The 16,881-nt window shown below is 56.6% G+C and carries 13 protein-coding genes and 1 tRNA gene; 8 read left to right on the top strand and 6 right to left on the bottom strand.

The window, feature by feature from the left end; all coding sequences use genetic code 11:
• Positions 1-153: 153 nt before the first annotated feature.
• The 4 genes from NW834_RS03020 to NW834_RS03005 form a co-directional block, all read right to left on the bottom strand.
• Entirely contained in the window at positions 154-1,752 is a 1,599-nt protein-coding gene (locus NW834_RS03020) for a DUF6930 domain-containing protein (protein WP_414418760.1), read from the bottom strand.
• Between the two features lie 189 nt (positions 1,753-1,941).
• Positions 1,942-2,014: transfer RNA gene (locus NW834_RS03015), tRNA-Thr, on the bottom strand.
• 289 nt (positions 2,015-2,303) lie between these two features.
• The gene (locus NW834_RS03010; RefSeq protein ID WP_414329371.1) at positions 2,304-2,999 is read right to left on the bottom strand and encodes a TPM domain-containing protein; all 696 of its coding nucleotides are present in this window, start codon (positions 2,997-2,999) and stop codon (positions 2,304-2,306) included.
• 260 nt (positions 3,000-3,259) lie between these two features.
• A complete protein-coding gene (locus tag NW834_RS03005; protein ID WP_414418759.1) occupies positions 3,260-4,363 on the bottom strand; it encodes an FAD-binding oxidoreductase in 1,104 nt (367 codons plus the stop codon).
• Positions 4,364-4,899: 536 nt separating this feature from the next.
• Between NW834_RS03005 and NW834_RS03000 the strand changes: the two genes are divergently transcribed.
• From NW834_RS03000 to NW834_RS02990, 3 genes are all read left to right on the top strand, one after another.
• On the top strand, positions 4,900-5,904 hold the full coding sequence (locus NW834_RS03000; protein ID WP_414418758.1) for a cytochrome c oxidase subunit II: 1,005 nt from the start codon (positions 4,900-4,902) through the stop codon (positions 5,902-5,904).
• 77 nt (positions 5,905-5,981) lie between these two features.
• Complete coding sequence (gene ctaD, locus NW834_RS02995) at positions 5,982-7,688, top strand: cytochrome c oxidase subunit I (protein ID WP_414418757.1); 1,707 nt, start codon at positions 5,982-5,984, stop codon at positions 7,686-7,688.
• A 118-nt stretch (positions 7,689-7,806) separates the two neighbouring features.
• The gene (locus NW834_RS02990; protein WP_011434242.1) at positions 7,807-8,418 is read left to right on the top strand and encodes a heme-copper oxidase subunit III; all 612 of its coding nucleotides are present in this window, start codon (positions 7,807-7,809) and stop codon (positions 8,416-8,418) included.
• Positions 8,419-8,482: 64 nt separating this feature from the next.
• Here NW834_RS02990 and holA read toward each other — a convergent pair whose 3' ends face one another.
• A complete protein-coding gene (gene holA / locus NW834_RS02985; protein WP_414418756.1) occupies positions 8,483-9,550 on the bottom strand; it encodes a DNA polymerase III subunit delta in 1,068 nt (355 codons plus the stop codon).
• A gap of 942 nt (positions 9,551-10,492) precedes the next feature.
• Between holA and NW834_RS02980 the strand changes: the two genes are divergently transcribed.
• The 5 genes from NW834_RS02980 to ispD all read left to right on the top strand — a co-directional run bounded on the left by NW834_RS02980 (position 10,493) and on the right by ispD (position 16,397).
• Positions 10,493-11,908, top strand: a complete 1,416-nt coding sequence (locus NW834_RS02980; protein WP_414418962.1) for an IctB family putative bicarbonate transporter — start codon at positions 10,493-10,495, stop codon at positions 11,906-11,908.
• Between the two features lie 150 nt (positions 11,909-12,058).
• A complete protein-coding gene (locus NW834_RS02975) occupies positions 12,059-12,397 on the top strand; it encodes a P-II family nitrogen regulator (RefSeq protein ID WP_011430352.1) in 339 nt (112 codons plus the stop codon).
• Between the two features lie 154 nt (positions 12,398-12,551).
• The gene (locus NW834_RS02970; RefSeq protein ID WP_414418963.1) at positions 12,552-13,964 is read left to right on the top strand and encodes an ammonium transporter; all 1,413 of its coding nucleotides are present in this window, start codon (positions 12,552-12,554) and stop codon (positions 13,962-13,964) included.
• A gap of 209 nt (positions 13,965-14,173) precedes the next feature.
• Complete coding sequence (locus tag NW834_RS02965; RefSeq protein WP_414416892.1) at positions 14,174-15,649, top strand: ammonium transporter; 1,476 nt, start codon at positions 14,174-14,176, stop codon at positions 15,647-15,649.
• A 40-nt stretch (positions 15,650-15,689) separates the two neighbouring features.
• Positions 15,690-16,397 carry a 2-C-methyl-D-erythritol 4-phosphate cytidylyltransferase gene (ispD, locus tag NW834_RS02960; protein WP_414418964.1) on the top strand — a complete coding sequence of 236 codons (708 nt, stop codon included), beginning with the start codon at positions 15,690-15,692 and terminating at the stop codon, positions 16,395-16,397.
• Between the two features lie 40 nt (positions 16,398-16,437).
• Here ispD and NW834_RS02955 read toward each other — a convergent pair whose 3' ends face one another.
• Positions 16,438-16,797, bottom strand: coding sequence for a DUF559 domain-containing protein (locus NW834_RS02955; RefSeq protein WP_148202775.1), 360 nt, complete (start codon positions 16,795-16,797; stop codon positions 16,438-16,440).
• Positions 16,798-16,881 lie beyond the last annotated feature (84 nt).

The following is a 16,881-nucleotide window of genomic DNA, read 5'->3' as shown; positions in this document are numbered from 1 at the left end:
CACCCAGGAGAGAACCAGAGCCAAGATAGCGTGGATCCCTGGAAAAACCGAATCACCGCCCGGTAAACCTGCCAGAGATAGAAAGAAGGGATCCCGGCTGGGAGAAAGTTGCTCAGGTTACCAGCAGCACCTAACCTGCCTCCATCTGGACGGTCAAGGCAAGTGCAATTGTCGGCTAATCCGCACCATCGGCCCCAGTCCCAGTCCCGTTGGGTTCAAAGCCTGCATCTCAAACAAGGCCAGAATGTGGCGCACTTGCAGCTCTGGGCGCGTAGAATTCACCCCCATCGCCACCACCAAGCCGCAATAGCCACCCGTATCCCGGCAACGCCGCTCCCAGCGCTTGCGAGCCATGGAGTGAACGGGATCATCTTCGGGAAACTCTCCAAACAGGTGCAGATCGCGATTGCCCGTTTGCACAATTTCCAAGTCGTAGCGATCGCCATCGAAGGGATCCACCCCTGTGTTGAAACAAACGCCTTGCGGCCCACCTTCCCCACGCAAATTCTCGATGAGCTGCTTTGCTTTTGATCGAGAGGTGCGCACAATCACCACCGGCAGCCCTTCTCCATTTTTCACCAGCTTGCTTTGGGGGAGAGGATGCCATTGCCCCGTGCGACGCAGCATTTCCACCGTTGTCCACGGCAAGACCCCCAGGCCTATCTGCGCGCCCTCGGGCACCAAATCATCCCGCAGCAGGGCTTGTGCAGGTTCTTCCGCCTCCCCTTCCAGCTGCAGCAGCTCTTCGGCCACGTCCGGCAGGGTGCGCACCTGCACCGAAAGGGTTGTCCCCTTCTCTTGGGGATTGGGAATGCGGTACCGGCCTTGATAGGGTCGAAAGTCATCTTCCAGCTTGCGGTGGTACTGCTTGAAGAAGCGATGCAAGGCTTCCAGGGCCACCGATAAGACCGCTGCCTCGTCCTCCTGCAAAGTCACGCGCAAGCCTTCCAGGGGGTGAATGGTGCCGAAGTTCGGCTCAATTTCCTCGGGATCCAACTCTGCCAAGTCCAGATCCGGCAGTTCGTTAAGTTCAGGATTGCGAGCTTGGAAGGTGAGATAGAGACAATCTTGCCTGAGGAAAGCCTCCTCCATTTCTTCGGGAGTGGCCGGCTGGGCCGCATCTTGGCGAAACTGTTTAAGAGAGGGCAGCGAGCGATAAAAAAGCACCCCATACTCCATGCCCAACCGCCCCATCACCGAGACGTAAAGGGTTTGGATGTCCCAGTGATCTAGGTCGATGGCCAAGATTTGGTGATCCTCCAGGTAATCCCAGGGAGCATCTCGCCAGAGGGTAAGGGCTTTGCCGGCCAGCAACTCAACATAGTGTTCCGGCAGAGGGGGAGGGATCCGCTCGTTGGCCTCTTCAAAGCTCTGCAGGATCTCGTCGATCAGAGGCAATTCCGGCTGGCATTCCACCTTAATGTCCAGCTCGTGCAGGATGCCGCGCAAGAAAAATTGCACCTCTCGATCCCGCACGATGATCTTCTGGGGGCGAGCAGGTGAGGCAGCATGGGGCCGCTCCATGGCCACAATCAAGGTTCGCACCATCGGCTCAAAGCCAGAATCGGCGGGCACCACTTCCATGGCCCGTACCACGCCCTGAACGCCATCTACCCAAAGAATGCACTCCCCTTCCGTTTGGGATCCCATGGGTGGCGATCCTGAGAGCTTGTGGCGATCCCCTTCCCACACGGAGGGCACCTGGGGCAGCTTTTGCAATCGACGAACCGTAGCGGCTGGGAGACCGGACATAGACATCCAAGGAGAATCAGGAGAACAACCCAATCGGCTGAGTAGGTATGCCAAACTGAGCAGGGAACGGCCTTGGCCTTTTGCCGGTAAGGCCCAGGGCTCCCGCTGAGGCCGATCTAACCACCAGTGTAGAGGCTGAGTTCTGCTTCAGGGAGAGGAGACGGCAGAGCCCAGCTCTATAGCAACAAAAGCTGATGGTCAGATTCGAACTGACGACCGCTCGATTACAAGTCGAGTGCTCTACCAACTGAGCTACACCAGCAATTTGGCTTTACCAAGCCTAGCATTTTCCAGGATTCCCCCTTGGCCTTGTCCTGTGGATCCCAGCACCACAAGAGAAGGGCTCGGACAGTTGCTGCTGAGAGCTTCTCCAGAGATGCAACCATAGTCATCTCAAATAGCCAGCTTGCTCCCTCAATCCCTGGCCGTCCTCTCCCTTTGGGAGGGCAGAAGCGGCTCGGAGCGTTTGGTCAGCAGCCTAGAGCCCTTGGGGAGGGCCTTGATCTTCTCTAAATCTAATCATAACTCACCCATCCGACTTCAAGAGTCGGCTACTGCCGATCCACTGCCGGGCGAGCAATGGGAGCTAGGTAAATCACCAAAGCCCCTGCCAGAAACCCCAAGACGTTGCGCAACACCGGGATCCAATCCTGCGTGCGTGTGACCACCGGCCCGATACCGAAGGCCCCGAACAGAATGAACCACAGGGGAGAAATGAGCAAGGCCCAACGCCAGTTAAACAGCTCCTCCGCATGGCGGGGCTTGCCGGCAAACCCGAAGACAATCCCGCCCAAAATCGAGGTCACCAGCGTTAGGATCCACTGCTCCTGAGGCAGGCCGGGCACCACGCGGCAGCCTCCCTGATGAAAGCAGCGATCCAAAACATCCACGGTCTCCAGGATGGCGCGGTGGGTGCCGTGCTCCCGCACGTAGAATTGATTGCCAAAGCGAGATTGCAGCTCAATCCAAAAGGTACGTGGCAAGATCTCGCGCACAGCATCCCCTACATTAAACGCCAGCAAGTTGCCCCCCCTGGGATCCGCCACCATCAGAACGCTGCGCTCATTCAAGCCCCAGTACTCTTTCACCTGACGGCCTGGAGTTTGATCAAACTGAGTCAGCACCCGCAGCTTCCAGCCGGTGTCTTGCTCTAACTTGTTCAGATGCTGGGCCAGTTGAGCTTCCTGATTGCTGGTCAACTGATCCGCTAAGTCCAAGACCGGCACAGGCGGCTGGGGCAACTCCATCGGCACCACCGGCAGGGCAGGTTGCGCCCAGGTCAGGGATCCCCCGCCCACCGCAATCAACAGCCCAAGGCAAAAGCCCACCCCAACGCGGAGTATCCGTTGCCACTCGATGCTCATGCTGATCCCTCTCTTAGCTTTGACGCTGAGATACTGAGAAATGATGTTAAGAAATATTTCAATTTCTTATAGATCTATCATGCACCGGAACAAGACGTTTGGCCAGAGGGATCCCGAGGAAGCAGCGGTGGCGAGGGCGATGTTTATATCAAGCTGGGGCTGAAGGTGCCGGCAGGGTCAAATTGCTGCTTCAGCTTGCGCATTAGGCTGGCAGCCGGGCCAAAGTCATGGGCAAGAGCCTTCTTCAGAGCCGGCGGAGCCTCCAGAAGCAGGAGAAATCCGCCTGCGGACTTGAGGTAGCGTTGCAGTTGCATTAGGGATCCCACTTCTGGCTGAACCAGCCAAGCCCGTCCTAGCCCACAGCCTCGGTGCAGTTGCACCTGAGCTCCAGGAAACAGGGTTTGAAACTGCTCCAGTGTTGCCAAGCTCTGACTGGGCAGGCACCCGAACTTGGCCAGCACCGCCCCTGAGCCGGGTTGAGGCAGGGGCAGAGAGTCGGGATTCACTTCCTGCAAAGTCAGCCCTGCAGGGGCCAGCCGCCGCGTTTGGGCCATCTGCTGGGCAATCGCCCGCTCCGAGCCGTGAAAGCTGAGCCAAACTTGGGATCCCTCTGCCCTTAGCCAGAGATCCACCCCTACAGGGTTAACCGGGCCGGTCAGCACCTGCTGACACAGGACCTCCAGCTCCGGCAAAGATCCTATGGCCAGCAAAGTAGACTGAGCTGCCGGCAACGGGTAAAGCCGTAGGCTCACCTGGGTCAAAATTCCTAGGCTGCCCAAGGATCCGGTGAACAGCTTCATCAGGTCATAGCCGGCAACATTCTTGACAACCCGCCCGCCCGCTTTGGCCACCTCCCCATCCGCCCGCACCCAGGTCATGCCCAGTAGCAAGTCGCGGATCCCACCGTAACGCCAGCGCAGAGAACCCGTATCGGCAGTGGCGATAATGCCCCCCAGGGTAGCCCGCTCCGGATAGAGGGGATCCACCGGCCACCATTGCCCCCGCTCGGCCAAGATGTGTTGCAGTTCCGCCAAAGTCATGCCAGCTTCCACCGTGACGGTGAGATCAGCAGCCGCATGGTCGATGAGCCGGCGTAAGCCGCGCGTGCTGAGAACCAAATCCACCGGCTCCACAGAGTGGGCCCAGCCCCACTTGCTCCCCTGCCCCAGCGGCAGCACTTTCCGCCCTTGGCACTCCTTTAAGATTCCGGCCAATTCCGAGACCGTTGATGGAGTCTGGATCGGCAAGGGATCCCCTGGATCAGATAGCAAGGTCGCCAGTGAATGGGGAGAAGACATTGGGGAAAGCGAAGCAGAGATTAAACAGAAGCAGAGATTAAAGAGAGAAAACCTGTCCAAACCAGCCCAATTGCGGGGTTATCCCACCCTACCTCAGTCTACAGCCAGCAAAAATCTCAGCTTGGAGAGATGACCCTCAACCAGAGCCAGCCTTCAATGTGGTACCGCCCTTACACAGGTCTGCCGAAAATCTCGGAACCAAAGCTCCGCCTCGTCACTGCTCACCCTGAAAGATCCTGAAGAGATCCATAAGCCTGCAGGGTTTCTCTCTCCCGCAGACTACTATCTGATACTAGTGGAGAAGCCGTGCGCAGCGAAGCAGACTCTACAATCGGAAAACTTTGTAAACTCCATAAACAATGCAAACAAAAATAAAAAACGGCAACAGTAAAAAACGACGGATTAAGTTGAGCAAGGTAGTTTGCAGACGCTGTGAGCAGATTATCTGCTAGGATGGACGCTCTTTGTATTGGGGAAAAGCAGTCGTGAGTGCGCTGAGCAACATCATCTTGGTGGCTATGGGGATCCTCCTGACCCTTGCCAGCCTTTGGTACGGGCAAAACCACCATCTGCTTCCCGAATCTGCTGCCGAATCAGCCCCCTTGTTCGACAGCCTCTTTAACAGCACCATAACCATTGCCACAGGGATCTTTTTGGTGGTACAGGGTGTACTTCTCTACTGTATTGTCCGCTACCGCAAGCGGCGAGGCGACAAAGGCGACGGGGATCCCAGCCACGGCAACGTGCTGTTGGAGATCGTGTGGACGGCGGTGCCGGCGGTGATCATTCTTTGGTTGGGCTTGGCCAGCCTAGATGTCTATCAAGCTGTTTACGGGGGTGCTCACGTCGGCGGCCATATCCACGCGGCCATGGCGATGGAGTCTTCCCACGAAGCTGAGGCGGGGGATCCCGGCTACGCTTATACCCCTGTAGTGCTACCCGGGAAGGAGATGGGCCAGCCGGATCTGGTCGTTCAAGTTCAGGGCATGCAATATGCTTGGATGTTCACCTACCCGGATTCCGGCCTGGTGGCCAGCGAGCTGCACCTTCCTCTAAACAAGCGGGTGCGCTTGGATATGACGGCTCTGGATGTGAACCATGCCTTCTGGGTGCCGCAGTTTCGCCTCAAGCAGGATGTGATCCCGGGCCGAGAGACCCACCTGGAGTTTGTGCCTACCCAACTGGGGCAGTACCCCATCATCTGCGCAGAGCTGTGCGGCCCCTATCATGGGGTGATGGCAGGGCAATTGTTTGTGGATACGCCGGAAGACTTCGAGCGCTGGCAGCAGGAGCAAGTTTTGGCCGCCCGTGGCGAGGGCAGCACCTTGGCCCTCGTTTCAGATTTCTCGCCAGTCCATCCCTCTCCTCGGCCAGGCTCCCCTGAGGCCGAGTCTGCCTTTGCCCATGTCCACCACCAGCGTTTGGGCGTCTCCCCCTCAGATTTGAAGTCTCTCCAGTCCCATTCTGGATCCCTTCCTTCCGCAGGCTAGCCGGGATCCCTGACGCCCCTTTGGCCTGCGCTTGTGGGAACAACATTCTGCCAACGCGATATAGGAGCTTTTGTGCAATGACCCAGCTGCAAGACAGCCCAAGACTTGTTGCTGCACCGAAGGTTGAACTTGAACTTCCTGCTGAGCCTTGGTGGCGCTTCTTTACCTTCTCCACCGATCACAAGGTCATCGGGATCCAGTACTTGGTGACCACCTTTTTCTTCTACTTAGTGGGAGGGGCGCTGGCGACGGCAGTAAGGGCAGAGCTGGCTACCCCGGAGGCGGACTTTCTCGGCTTTGAGCGGTACAACGGCGCCTTTACCCTGCACGCCACGATCATGATCTTTTTGTGGATCGTGCCTGCTTTGGTGGGGGGCTTTGGCAACTACCTAGTACCGCTGATGATTGGGGCGCGGGATATGGCCTTTCCCAAGCTGAATGCGGTGGCCTTCTGGCTGGTTCCGCCCACAGGGATCCTGCTTTTGGCCAGCCTGTTCATAGAGGCTCCGGCTGCCGGCTGGACTTCCTACCCGCCCCTCAGCTTGATCAGCGGCAAAGTGGGCGAAGAACTCTGGATCCTGAGCATTTTGTTGGCAGGAACCTCTTCCATCCTGGCGGCGGTTAACTTCATCACCACCATTCTGAAGATGCGCATGCCCGGCATGAAGATGGAAGACATGCCGCTGTTTTGCTGGGCCATGCTGGCAGCGTCTATTCTTACCCTCATTGCAACACCGGTTCTGGCTGGTGCGTTGATTTTGCTTAGCTTTGACCTGTTGGCGGGTACGGCCTTTTTCAACCCCAGCGGCGGCGGGGATCCGGTGGTCTACCAGCACATGTTCTGGTTCTACTCCCACCCGGCGGTGTACATCATGATCTTGCCGGTCTTTGGCATGATCTCGGAGATTTTGCCGGTGCATGCCCGCAAGCCCATCTTTGCCTACAAGGCCATCGCCTACTCCAGCTTGGCCATCTGCTTTTTGGGGTTGATCGTCTGGGCTCACCACATGTTCACCAGTGGCACCCCTGACTGGATGCGGGTGTTCTTCATGATCGCCACCATGGCCATTGCCGTTCCCACTGGGATCAAGGTGTTTAGCTGGCTGGCCACTTTGTGGGGCGGCAAGATCCACTTCCGCTCGGCCATGCTGTTTGGCATGGGTTTTGTCTCGATGTTTGTGATCGGCGGCTTGAGCGGGATTATCCTCGCCTCGGTGCCTCTGGATATCCACGTTCACGACACCTACTTTGTGGTGGCCCACCTACACTACGTGTTGTTTGGCGGCAGCGTCTTTGGGATCTATGCCGGCATCTACCACTGGTTCCCCAAGATGACGGGGCGGCTGCTGAACGAGTTTTGGGGGCGGGTGCACTTTGTGTTGACCTTCGTCGGCTTTAACATGTGCTTCTTGCCGATGCACAAGCTGGGCCTGATGGGGATGCCCCGCCGGGTGGCCCAGTACGATCCCCAATTTGCCGACCTCAACTGGATCAGCTCGGTGGGGGCCTTTGTTCTGGCCATTTCCACCCTGCCCTTTTTGGTTAACGCCATCTACTCCTGGGTGGCCGGGCCCAAGGCGGGAGACAACCCCTGGCAGGCTCTCACCCTGGAGTGGACGACTGCTTCGCCGCCGCCTGCCCACAACTTCTATGGGGATCCCATTCTGCTAACTGGCCCCTACGACTACGGCTTGCACAGCAAAGAGACGCTGGACTACTTTGCTGCTCAGTTGCAGAGCGTGCGGGAGCTGGCACTGGCGGAAGCGGAGCCTACTTCTTCTTAGCAGGCCGGATGCCCGGTGGGCGGCTGATCCCCTGCTCACTGGGTATTCCAGTCTTGGCTGGGCTGCTTGTACAGCCTCAAGAAGTCTCAGGAATTCAGGAATTTAGGTGGAAAGGAATATGCAAGGATCCCTTGCCTCTGAAACGCTGATGGTTGGCCACTCAAGGGCCCACACTGCCCATGCTGAGCACCCAGATCATCGCGTCTTTGGCATCTTGATGTTTTTGGTGGCAGAAGGCTGCCTATTTTTGGGGCTTTTCATGGCCTACCTGGCCTACAGCCTCACCGCTCCTGTCTGGCCGCCGGAGGGAACCCCAGAGCGGGAATTGCTTTTGCCTGGGATCAACACGGTGATCTTGCTCTCCAGCAGCTTCGTCATTCACAAAGCTGGGTCGGCCATCAAGGCCGATGATGTCAGGGGTCTGCGGCTGTGGTTTGCCCTCACAGCGCTGATGGGGGCGGTTTTCCTGGCAGGGCAACTCTATGAGTACAGCAACCTGGAGTTTGGCCTCACCACCAATTTGTTTGCCAGCACCTTCTATGTTTTAACGGGGTTTCATGGTCTCCACGTGATGGCAGGGTTGCTGTTTATTCTGGCGGTGCTCTGGCGCTCCTTTAAACCCGGCCACTACAGCGCCCAACATCATTTTGGCGTCGAAGCTGCCGAGATCTACTGGCACTTTGTGGATGGGGTTTGGATCGTGTTGTTTATCTTGCTCTATTTGCTCTGAGGTTGTCTCGAAGCCATTTTGGCAGCAACCCGTAGAGCCATTTCAGCTCTGCCCCATGGTTACCTCAAGTGGCAGTGGAGCGGCTCGCTGGGCCAATGGTTCCCCTCTCCCCAAGAAGAGCGGCGGCTGAGGTCTGAGAGCGGCTGCGGGAAGATGAGCCTTTCTGGAGAAAGGCCACAATCTGGATCAGCGCCTCTTGAAACACCTCTCGCTCTGGCTGACCTTGCTTGAGCTGGTATTCCAGTTGCAAAAGTTGCTGCATCACCCTTAGCAGAGCTGAGCTTTCCAGGGATCCCACCTCTTTTTGCAGAAAGTAAACCCGATTGGGATTCCCGATTTCTGCTTTCTGGGCGATGACCTTGGGATCCCGTTCTCCCTGATCCAGCAGCAGCCGCACCCATAGCCAGGTGCGAAATTGGCCTACCAACACCGCCAGAATCCTCAGGGCCGGCTCGTTGTGATCCAGCAGATGGGTCAAGATGCGTAGGGCTTGTTCCAGATTCCCTTTGCGCAGGGATCCCGCCAATTGAAAGCTGTTGTAGGCGCTGGCGGGAACTAACGCCTCGACTTGTTCAGGAGAAATGGGATCCTGTTGACCTGCCGTAAACAGGGCCAGCTTTTCCAATTCCATCGCCAAGCGACGGGAGTCATTGCCCACCGCCTCGGCCAATTTCTGGGCGGCTGCCGGGCTGAGGGCCAGATCCCGTTGTTGGGCTTCCCGCTGCACCTGCTGGAGAATGCCCTCTTCATCCCAAGGGGCCAGTTGGGAAAACTCGCGGACAATGGCCGTTTTTTTGAGGATTTTGGTGGATTTCAGGCGCCCATCCGGTTTGCTGCTGGTGGTCAAGAGCAAATGGGTGGTGGGGGGCAACTGGGCCAGTGTGCGCTCCACTTCTTCCCACAGATCTTCCGGGCAATGGTGGGTGAGCGTCGTCTCTTCCAGCCAAACCAAGCGGGCGGTGGATCCCAGCGGCGGGGTCATGGCTTGGTTGAGCCCGGCAACCGTGGATTCCGGCGGCAGGCGATCGTAGTTAAAAGCTGCCCAGTGGGGATCCAGCACTTGATCCCGCAACTGCTGTACCGCCTGCATCAGGCGATAGGTATCATCCCCCCAGTACAGGTAAACGGGCACGCTTCGACCGAGTGATTTACGAGATGCTTTTCCCCTACTTCCTCCATTTTGCGTAGGTCAGTTCCCCTTGTCTAAGCGGTTTGGCTGGGATCCCTGCTCAGCTTGGTGGAGGGAGTCAGTCCAAGTGAAGATACCGAGCCCAGCTTGACTCAAGTTGTTTAAGAATAGGTCAAGTACTCGCCCTGTCTGGCGAAAACAAAGGCATCTTTACATAACTTTCATAATCCAGAAGTCTCCGCAGCTCAAAAAGTTCTGTATTCCCACTGAAGAGGTTTCGTAGACCTTCTCCTACAGTTGAATTAGGAGCAGAGACTGCAGGGTTAAAGATTATGGATGGCATTGGCGAGTTTGAGTTTAAGGTGCAAATCTTAGCCCGTTGCATGGGATCCGCCCTGGGTCTGGGCCGTCCTACTCGTATTCAGATTCACTATTCCAACTCCAATTCCCAGAACGCAGTTAGAGCCAAGGAAGGTTGGTCTGGATCCCGCTTAGGCGATCAAATCCCTTCTCCTAATGCCGAAGGTGAAAGAGGATCTCAAGGTCAAGTGTTAGCCTGTGTTGCCTGAAGAATCTTTTGAGAATCGGTCTGTGGTAGGTCAGGAGATCTTCGATTGCGGCAATCCAACATTTGATTGAAGATTGAGATAGAGCTTTTTGTAGTTTTTCCTGCTGTTCTTCTTTGCTTTTTACAGAGACTTGTTCTTAAGATTGAAAACCCAACTTTGATAACTCTTCGATGCCTTTTGTCTTGTAGAGTCTTGTGAGTCAGCCGGTTCTTTGTTTTTGTTGAGGGGTACTTTGTCCGGCTGGCGCGATAAGAGGTTGCGCTCTTCTTCGTTGTCTCCTTGCCTCTGGGGATATAAGCTAGAACTTCGTCCCACCGACGCAATCGGAAGGTGACTTGGGGCGTATGAACTTGTGCCCAACAGGCTCCGGAGGGTTATGGAACGAGCAACGCAACGGTGGCACGGTTTTCTGCTGCGCGATTTTCCCATCAAGGCTTGGCAGCAGGGAAGCCTTTTGGGTCGTCTATTGGGATCCCTGCAAAGTTGGGGGAAGAGCAGCATATTGGTTCAAACTTCCGACCGGATTGGCCTGGGGCTAGTGCTGCTCTACTGGATTTTCTCTGCACACAGCTCCACCGGCATCCTGGGCCTGATTTTGCTGGCTATGGCTGCTCTGGTGGGCCTGTGCGCTTTGGTGGAAATGCCGATTGGGCTGCCGCTGCATCTGCCCCTGGGCCTTTTCTGGGGAATTGCCACCTTGGCAACGATTCTCTCTCCGGTTGCCTACGCAGCACGGGATGGCTGGCTGAAGTTGACTCTCTACCTGGCTGGTTATCTGTTGTTGCATCGTCTGCTGCGCAAACCCCAATTCCGAGATGGGATCGTTGGATCCCTGCTTTTGGTCAGCTTGGTGATGGGGATCCATGGCCTGCGGCAATACTTATATGGGGCAGCGGAACTGGCCACCTGGGTGGATCCGGAGTCGGGTTTGGCGGGTCTGACGCGGGTGTACAGCTATCTGCGCAATCCAAATCTGTATGGGGGCTACTTGATCCCGGTCATTCCCCTGGGGCTGGCCGCCACTTGGATTTGGCCCAGTTGGGGGGCGAAACTCCTGGCCGGGTTTACGACGGCGGTGAACCTGATTTGCCTGTTGCTCACCTACAGTCGTGGCGCCTGGATTGGGGGGCTGGCTATGCTGACCCTGATGGCCGTGTTGTTGGCGCAGTGGCACTCTATCGATTTGCCGGCTCGTTGGCGGCGTTGGGCCTTGCCGGTTCTGTTGAGTGGAGGGGGGGCCGCTTTGTTGCTCGGAATCCTGACGGTACGCCCTCTGCGGCTGCGGGTGCAGAGCCTTTTTTGGGGGCGGTTGGATACCAGCAACAACTTTCGCCTCAATGTCTGGGCGGCGGTCTTGGACATGATCCGCGACTTTCCCATCTTGGGGATCGGCCCCGGCAATGTCGCCTTTAACCGCGTCTACCCCCTTTACCAACGAGGCAACTTCAGCGCCCTCGGAGCCTATTCGGTGCCTCTGCAGCTCACCGTGGAGACTGGCTTCATCGGCTCCTTAACTTTCGCCTGGTTCCTCTTGGTGCTCTGGGATCACGGCTGGAGATGCTGGAAAACTTTGCTCAACTTGCGGGATCCGCAGGGTCTATGGGTGGCAGCAGGCTTGGCCGCTTGCACCGGCATGATGGCCCACGGCTTGGTGGATACCATCTGGTATCGTCCCCAGGTACAAATGCTGTGGTGGCTTGCGGTAGCGCTTATTACAGCCAGCTTGGCCTCTCTCAGCCCTCAGCCGCTTACAGATGCTGGTGAGACGCCAGTGGGGACTTCCTCCCGTTAAGGTAGCTTAAGCTTGGCCTTCCGGTCTTGACGGGAGCAAATCCAGAGTGGTAAGCATCTTCAGTAGGAGATAAAAATGTATCTGTTTTTACAATTTGCAGGTGTCAGTAGTGTTAGAAATTAGCGGAATTATCCGGGGTGCAGGAGGCAAATGAAAAAAATCGAGGCCGTAATCCGGCCATTCAAGTTGGATGAGGTCAAAATTGCTTTGGTCAATGCCGGGATTGTCGGCATGACTGTAAGTGAAGTGCGGGGCTTTGGTCGCCAAAAGGGACAAACCGAGCGTTACCGGGGATCCGAGTACACGGTAGAGTTCCTACAAAAGCTGAAAGTGGAGATCGTGGTTGAAGATGACCTGGTGGATACGGTGGTGGAGAAGCTGATTGCAGCGGCTCGCACCGGCGAAATCGGGGATGGCAAGATTTTCATCAGCCCCGTCGAAAAAACCATCCGCATCCGCACTGGCGAGCTCAACCAAGATGCCCTATGAGAAGGAATCACGTTCAGGGTTTGGGTTGCCCGGCCTGAGCCTCGTGTGAGTTTGCTTCATGTCTCTTTTGCTGTATATCTGATGAGGTGTTCTTGCCCTACTTTTCGGGTAATGTGTTGCGAGAAGTACTGTCACTTTAGGTGAGTCGAAAAGCATGAGTACGACAATGATCCAAAAGCTCAAGAGCCAGGTGCCCCAGTGGCTTTGGCGACCGGCCAAGTGGAGTCTGACTGCCGCTCTAATGGCTGCGCTGGTTTTTCTATTCGGCCAGGGAACTGCCTTTGCTCAAGAGGCCGAGGAAGTTCAGAAACACGCTGACGTTGTTTGGACGATCGTGTCGGCGGCCTTGGTGTTCTTCATGCAGGCAGGGTTCGCCATGGTGGAGACGGGCTTTACCCGCGCCAAGAATGCCGCCAACATCATGATGAAGAACTTGATGGACTTCTGCATGGGCTGTTGCGCCTTCTGGTTCATTGGGTTTGGCCTCATGTTCGGCAACAGTGGTGGCTTCTTCGGCACCGACTGGTTTGCTTTTGGCTGGCAGCAGGCTTACGAGGCAGACGGCTGGCCTTTCACCTTTTTTGTTTTCCAGATGGTGTTTGCCGCTACCGCCGCCACCATTGTTTCCGGAGCGATGGCGGAGCGCACCAAGTTCTTGGCCTACTTGATCTACTCCATCGTTATTTCTGGGCTAATCTACCCCATCTCTGGGGGTTGGGCCTGGAACGGGCTGTTCGGCGACTACAACGGCGGCACAGCCGGCTGGCTGGAAAATCTGGGCTACATCGACTACGCCGGGTCGGGGGTGGTGCATTTGGTAGGGGGCGCTGCGGCCTTGGCAGGTGCGATCGCGCTTGGCCCTCGCATTGGCAAGTACGGCCCCAATGGAGAGCCGCGGGCTATTCCCGGCCACAACCTGCCGCTGGGGATGTTGGGGGTGTTTATCCTCGCCTTGGGCTGGATCGGGTTTAATGCCGGTTCCACCACTGCAGCCTCTGTCGATATTGGCTGGATTGCCATGAATACGCTGCTGGCAGCTTCGGCTGGAGCAATTGGGGCGATGTTCACCTCTTGGGTTCATTTTGGCAAGCCGGATATGACCTTTGCCGCCAACGGTGTCCTGGCCGGCTTGGTGGGGATCACTGCCCCTTGCGATAGCGTCCATCCTTTGGGTGCTCTGATCATCGGCTCGGTGGCCGGGATTCTGGTGGTGATTTCGGTGGTGATCCTGGATACGGTGCTGAAAATTGATGACCCGGTGGGCGCGATTTCGGTACACGGCACCTGTGGTATCTGGGGGGTGTTGGCAGCAGGGATCCCCTTCTTTGCCAATGCCAACTATGCTGAAGAGGTCACCTGGGCCCAATTTGGGGTACAAGTGGTGGGCGCTCTGGCCTACTTCCTCTGGCCCTTTATTACCTGCTTGATCCTGTTCTTTATCCTCAAGGCTGTAACCGGCCTGCGCACCAGCGCCGAGGAAGAGATCGCCGGTTTGGATGTGGGCGAGCATGGCAACGTGGCCTACCCCGACTTCGTTACTGCTGCCACCGATTCGGAGCAATCTTGAGCCGTTGTGCTCGGTCTGACCTGGGGTTGCCGGATCGGAGCATTGCTGAACTGAGCATCAAATGAGCATCAAAAGGGAGGGTCAGGGCTGGCCCTCTCTTTTATGGCTTGCTGATGTATTTGGTGGCATTGGTGTAGGTGGTTACGGGTAGGAGGGGAGAAATAGCTCAAAATCGAGGTGTGGGACTTGGAATCGAGATGAAAAGTCAGATGGGTGAGACTGTTTTCTCTCGTCTTCGGCAGGGGATCCTTTTGGGTTTGAGGACAGGGGGGAAAGTCCTGCTGGGGGTTGGAGCTTTGCTGGGGTTGGGAAGTTTGGTTGCCCCGCCTGCTCTGGCCCAGACGGATCTCACGGCTCTGGAACAGGCTCTCCCACCCGAGGCTTGGGCTGAGCTACAAACCTTACTGAAAACTCAGCAATACCATGCCGACATCGTCTGGACAACGGTGGCCGGGGCGCTGGTGTTTTTCATGCAGGCGGGCTTTGCCATGGTGGAGGCGGGCTTCACGCGGGCTAAAAATGCTACCAACATTGTCCTGAAGAACCTGATGGACTTCTGCTTCGGGGCCTGCGCTTTTTGGTTTTTGGGGTTTGGGCTGATGTTCGGATCCCATGTGGCCGGTTTTTTGGGCACCAACTGGTTTTTTTTCAACTGGCAACAGGGAGCTGAAGCCGGCAGTCAAAACGATGCTTGGCCTTTCACGTTCTTCTGTTTCCAACTGGTGTTTGCCGCCACCGCTGCCACCATTGTCTCCGGGGCAATGGCGGAACGCACCCGCTTTTTGGCTTATTTGATTTACTCCATCGTCATCTCTGGGGCGATCTACCCGATTTCCGGGGGCTGGGCCTGGAATGGCCTGTTTGCCGACTACAACGGTGGTACAGCCGGCTGGCTGGAAAACCTGGGCTACATTGACTTTGCCGGGTCGGGGGTGGTGCACTTGGTGGGTGGGGCTGCAGCTTTTGCGGGAACTTTGGTGTTGGGTCCGCGCTTGGGCAAGTATGGTCCCAATGGGGAGCCGCGGGCTATTCCCGGGCATAGCTTACCCTTGGGCATGTTGGGGGCGTTGATCCTGTGGCTGGGCTGGATTGGCTTTAATGCCGGCTCTACAACGGCAGCGATTCCTGATATTGGCTGGATTGCTTTCAATACCTATTTGGCCGGGGCGGCAGGAGCCATCGGCGCTCTCTGTACTTCCTGGGCCATTTTTACCAAGCCGGACATGACGTTTGCAGCCAATGGGACACTGGCGGGGCTGGTGGGCATTACTGCTCCTTGCAACACTGTTCATCCTTTGGGGGCAATCCTTATCGGCTCGGTGGCCGGGGTGTTGGTGGTGTTGTCGGTGCTGTTTATCGAGGGCACCTTGAAGGTGGATGACCCGGTGGGGGCGGTGTCGGTACATGGGGTGTGCGGCGCTTGGGGGGTCATTGCTGCAGGGATCCCGTGGTTTGCCCATGCGGAAGCGGGGGTGACTTGGGCGGTGTTGCCGGTACAGATTCTGGGGGTTATTGCCCTGGGAGGATGGTCTTTTATCTGTTGTCTGGCTTTGTTTTTGATTTTGAAGGGCACCATCGGTCTGCGCGTCTCGGCAGAAGAAGAGTTGGCCGGCTTGGATATTGGCGAGCACGGCAACATTGCCTACCCTGACTTTGTCACTGCTTCGGGAGAGTTGGAAGGTTGAGCAGTACACTGGGATCCGGTTGGATGCACTTTTGGATCCCATGCACCTCCTGATCCCGGCGGCTGGCAGCGGCAAGCGAATGGGAGCTGCGGTCAATAAGCTGTTGCTGCCGCTCTTGGGTCAGCCGATTTTGGCTTGGACGTTGCAGGCTGCGGATCGAGCCAGCTCCATCGAGTGGATCGGCATTCTCTCCCAACCCGGCGATTGGCCGGCCATCGAGCAGATCCTGGCGGCAATGGATCTGTCCACGCCGGTGCAGCTTTTACAAGGGGGGGCGACGCGGCAGGAGTCGGTTTGCAAGGGGGTTGAGTATCTCTATGGGTGGGGGACGGTGGAACGGGTGCTGATTCACGATGGGGCCCGCTGCCTGGCTACCCCTGAGTTGTTCGATCGCTGCAGTGCCGCTCTGCAGCAGGTGGATGGTCTCATCGCGGGGATCCCTGTCAAGGACACGATTAAAGTCGCTGAGGCAGGCCCAAAAGGGATCCAAATTCAGTCAACCCCAGAACGCAGCCGGCTGTGGGCAGCGCAAACGCCGCAGGGGTTTCGCCTGTCGATGCTATGGCAAGCCCATCGGGAGGCTCTGGCCCAAGGTTGGCAAGTGACCGATGACGCAGCTCTGTTTGAGAAGCTGGGTTGGCCGGTTTACATCGTGGAAGGGGAGGAGACCAATTTGAAGCTAACCACCCCCCTGGATGTGTTGCTGGCCGCACAAATCTTGCAGCAGCGTCTCGGACCAGCGCGTTAGCTCAGTTCAATCCCGGTAGGGCCAGTCTCAACCTTGGGAATTAAAAGTAGGAAGGAGGAAATCTAGGTTCACTAAGAGCACTTTGATCACCCCATCTCTTGTGGTCCGTTGGAAATGAAAATGATAAGTCTGGCTGTTTAGAATCTAATGCACCCAAGACACCTGAAACCAAGCAAAAGATGAGATTAATGCACTTTTCACTTTCTTCATAAACTTGCCGTTCTGAGAACCGAACTACAACCCAGCCTCTATCCGCTAGATAAGCATCACGCTTACTTTGCTTAGGATCATTCACAGTATGGGCTGGCCTACACAGATTACCTTCAAGAAACCATGGCTCATCAATTTCAATGTCAATGAGTAAAACGAGTGATCTTTTTCCATCTCTAGATACCTGCATTGCGATATCAGCTAGAAATCGCAGGAGCCCCGCACTGTACCCGTAGGGTCAGTGCCGGGAGGAATGCGCTTTGATGAAGTACAA

This window comes from Synechococcus sp. R60.1 (assembly GCF_047461835.1).
In the GTDB taxonomy this organism is placed as follows: Bacteria; Cyanobacteriota; Cyanobacteriia; order Thermostichales; family Thermostichaceae; genus Thermostichus.
This window is presented reverse-complemented; position numbering and strand designations above follow the sequence as displayed.